This is a genomic window from Pseudomonas fuscovaginae SE-1 (assembly GCF_000364705.1).
Taxonomy (GTDB): domain Bacteria; phylum Pseudomonadota; class Gammaproteobacteria; order Pseudomonadales; family Pseudomonadaceae; genus Aquipseudomonas; species Aquipseudomonas fuscovaginae_A.
Genome location: NZ_AQOH01000228.1, coordinates 1 through 3,782 on the forward strand (window position 1 = coordinate 1; position 3,782 = coordinate 3,782).

The window sequence follows — 3,782 nt, forward strand, 5'->3', positions numbered from 1 at the left end:
GTTCACGGGCATAGGCCAGGGCGCCCTGGAACGCCGCCTCGGCAATGCCCAGACCCTGCAACCCGACCTGAAAGCGCGCGTCGTTCATCATGGTGAACATGCACGCCAGGCCCTGGTTGGCCTCCCCCACCAGCCAGCCACGGGCGTCATCGAAGTGCATGACGCAGGTCGCCGCGCCCTTGATCCCCATCTTGTGCTCCAGGGCGCCGCACTCGACGGCATTGCGCGGCCCCGGGGCACCGTCGGCATCGGGCTCGAACTTCGGCACCAGGAACAGGCTGATCCCACGGACGCCGGCAGGCGCATCCGGCAGCCGGGCCAGCACCAGGTGCACGATGTTCTCGCTCAGGTCCTGGTCGCCCCCGCTGATGAAGATCTTGCTGCCGCTGATGCGGTAGCTGCCATCGGGCTCGGGACGGGCCCGCGTGCGCAGCAGCGCCAGGTCGGTGCCGGCCTGCGGCTCGGTCAGGCACATGGTGCCCGTCCACTGCCCGCTGACCAGCTTGCCCAGGTAGTCGCGCTTGAGCGCGTCGCTGCCGTGGCGATACAGGGCCAGCACCGCGCTTTCGGTCAGGCCGGAGTAGATGCGAAACGACAGCGAGGCGCCCATGATCATTTCAAGGAAACTGGCCGAGACCATCTGCGGCAGGCCCTGGCCCTCGTACTCGACAGGGCCGGTCATGCTGGCCCAGCCCTGTTCGACGTACTGCCGGTAAGCCTGGACAAAGCCCTCCGGCGTCCGTACCCGGCCCTGTTCCAGGCGGCAGCCCTGCTCGTCGCCCTGGCGGTTGAGGGGCGCGACCACCTCGCGGGCAAAGCGCGCGCCCTGTTCGAGAATGCCGTCGATCGTCTCGCCATCCAGGCCATGGCCGAGGCGGTGGCAGTGCTGCGCCACGTCGAACACCTCATGCAGCACGAAACGCATGTCACGCAGCGGGGCACGGTAGTTCATGCCTGGCCCTCCCGCACGTCTGCCAGGCGCCGGTTGTCGGCCACCAGCCGCAGGATCAGGCCGGCGGGTCGCCAATGTTCACCGAACAGCCCCTGCAGGCGCTCCAGCCGTGCCAGGATCAAGCCCAAACCCTGCTCGTCGGCCCAGTGCATCGGGCCGCCGGTGGCCTGCGGAAAACCGTAGCCGAACAGGTACACACGGTCGATGTCATGGCTGCTGGCGGCCATGTTCTCCTCCAGAATCTTCGCTCCCTCGTTGACCAGCGCCAGCAGGCAGCGCTCGAGAATCTCCGCGTCGTCGACCTCGCGCCGACGCATCCCCAGGTCCCTGGAAACCTGGATCACCAGTTCGTCGACTTCCGGGTCGTGCAAGGCCTCGCGGCTGCCCGCCGCATAGCGGTAGTAGCCCTTGCCCACCTTCTGCCCGAAGCGCTCACGGGCACACAGCGCGTTGTCGACCTGCACCAGCGGCGCGTCCATGCCCTGCCCGGCCAATTGGCGGGCACGCCATTGCAGGTCATTGCCGACCACGTCGTACATGCGAAACGGCCCCATGGCAAAACCGAACCCCTGCAAGGCTTCGTCCACCTGTCGTGGCAAGGCCCCTTCCAACAGCAGCTTGCGGGCTTCGGCAACATAAGTGGCGAGCATGCGGTTGCCGATGAAGCCCGGGCAGTTGCCCGCCACCACCACTTCCTTGCCCATGCGCCGCCCCAGGGCCTGCGCGGTGTCGAGCACGGCGGGCGACGTCGCGGCGCCGCGCACCACTTCCAGCAGCTTCATGACATGGGCCGGACTGAAGAAGTGCAGGCCCAGCACCTGCGCGGGGCGTTGGGTCACGGCAGCGATCGCATCGATGTCCAGCGCCGAGGTGTTGCTGGCCAGAATGGCCTCGGGCTTGAGGGTGGCGTCCAGGGTCCGGAAGATCTCCTGTTTAAGCGCCAGGTTCTCGTACACCGCCTCGATCACCAGGTCGACCTGGGCCAGCTCGGCATAACCCGACACCCGACGCACCCGCGCCAGGCAAGCATCGGCCTCCTCGCCGGTCAAACGGCCTTTGTCCACCTGCTGGCGCCAAGTCTGGGCAAGCATCGCCAGGCCCGCCTCGGTGGCTTTCGGATCGTTATCCAGCCACAGCACGGGCAGCCCCGCCCGGGCCAGGCTGATGACGATTCCGCGGCCCATGGTCCCGGCGCCGATGACGGCGGTCTGCTGAACGTTGTAGGGGTTGCTCACTCGCGGCGCTCCTGAATCGATGAACGAAGGGATTGCCGCAACCCTAGTCAGGGCCCTAGTATTTTTGAAATTTTAATTTTGCATCCCATGTATTTCAGCCATGAATATATCGACCTTCGATCTCAATCTGCTGCGGGTACTGGACATGCTCCTGCGCGAGCAGAACGTCTCGCGCGCCGCCGAACGCCTGGCCCTCACCCAGCCCACCGTGAGCAACGCCCTGGCACGCCTGCGCGACCTGCTGGGCGATCCGCTGCTGGTCCGGGTCGGCCGGCACATGCGCCCGACGCCGCGCGCCCTGGCGCTGGAGGGACCGATTCGCGCCGCGCTGCAACAGATCGAACAGACCCTGGGCGGCGACAACAGCTTCGACCCCAGCCGCAGTCACCGGCAGTTGCGCATCGCCCTGACCGACTACGCCGAACAACTGTGCATGTCCGCCCTGCTCGCGACCTTGCAGACACAGGCGCCGCATCTGCGGCTCGATGTCGTGCATCTGCCTCCGAGCCTGCCGGTCGAGGCCCTCGATCGCGGCGAACTGGACCTGGTGCTGGGGCGCTTCGATGAGTCGCCAGCACGGTTCGAACGCCGCCACTGGCGCAACGAAACCCTGCGCATCGCCGTGCGCAAACAGCATCCGGTGGTCAACGGCACGCTCGACCTGAACACCTTCCTCGGTTTGCGCCACTTGTGGGTGCACGGCGGACAGACCCGTGGCATGGTCGATCAGTGGCTGGCCGAACAGGGCCTGTCGCGGCGCATCGTCTACACCACGCCCAACTACCTGCAGGCCGCGCACCTGGCGGCGGACTCGGACCTGTGCGTGGTGCTGCCGACATCGCTCGCCACGCATTTCGCGCAATTGCTGCCGCTACAGTTGTTCGAGCTGCCGTTCGCCCTGGAGCCGTTCGAAATGGAACTGGTCTACCTCGCGCATCGCCAGCACGACCCGGCGCTGGCCTGGCTGGTGGAACGGATCATGGACATCCGCGCGGCCTGAACCCTGACGGGAACCGGCCACTGTCGCGCAATCATACGATGACTTCTCCGCCGCTCTCTCGTCTGAAAGCGGCCCGCACCCCGTGCGCCCAGCGGCCCACGAAATCTACGGTTACACATAGCCCGCCCTTTTATAACGGGGCGGTCTACTCCGGACGAGGACGGCCCTGAGGCAAACACCTCGCCCCCTCAATCGAGATAAAAGGCACTAGCTTTCGGTTAAGTTGTACGATAACTTACCTCCACAGAGACTCCTTCCACCCTAGTGCCACTGGATACCTACAACAATGACTCCACAAGAACTGAAATCCATCCTTTCCCACGGCCTGCTGTCCTTCCCTGTGACCGACTTCAATGCCCAGGGCGACTTCAACGCCGCGGGTTACATCAAGCGCCTGGAATGGCTCGCCCCTTACGGCGCCAGCGCCCTGTTCGCCGCCGGTGGCACCGGTGAATTCTTCTCCCTGGCTGCCAGCGAATACAGCCAGGTGATCAAGACCGCCGTCGACACCTGCGCCAAGTCGGTCCCGATTCTCGCCGGTGTTGGTGGTTCGACCCGCCAGGCCATCGAATACGCTCAGGAAGCCGAGCGCCTG

At 65.8% G+C, this 3,782-nt stretch carries 4 protein-coding genes; 2 read left to right on the top strand and 2 right to left on the bottom strand.

Annotation, left to right across the window (positions count from 1 at the left end; all coding sequences use genetic code 11):
- Positions 1 to 952, bottom strand: a 952-nt coding sequence (locus K675_RS0119655; RefSeq protein ID WP_017905192.1) for an acyl-CoA dehydrogenase family protein, incomplete at its 3' end; no start/stop codon positions are given.
- Complete coding sequence (locus K675_RS0119660; RefSeq protein ID WP_017905193.1) at positions 949 to 2,187, bottom strand: 3-hydroxyacyl-CoA dehydrogenase; 1,239 nt, start codon at positions 2,185 to 2,187, stop codon at positions 949 to 951. The genes K675_RS0119660 and K675_RS0119655, both read right to left, overlap by 4 nt.
- Positions 2,188 to 2,287: 100 nt before the next feature.
- Here K675_RS0119660 and K675_RS0119665 point away from each other — a divergent pair, with 100 nt between their 5' ends.
- Positions 2,288 to 3,187, top strand: coding sequence for a LysR family transcriptional regulator (locus tag K675_RS0119665; RefSeq protein ID WP_017905194.1), 900 nt, complete (start codon positions 2,288 to 2,290; stop codon positions 3,185 to 3,187).
- Between the two features lie 286 nt (positions 3,188 to 3,473).
- On the top strand, positions 3,474 to 3,782 hold a 309-nt coding region (locus tag K675_RS0119670; protein ID WP_017905195.1), incomplete at its 3' end, for a dihydrodipicolinate synthase family protein.

Bases quoted from the DNA above. Each gene is read 5' to 3' on its own strand.
- K675_RS0119665 (WP_017905194.1), top strand. From the start codon at position 2,288: ATGAATATATCGACCTTCGATCTCAATCTGCTGCGGGTACTGGACATG.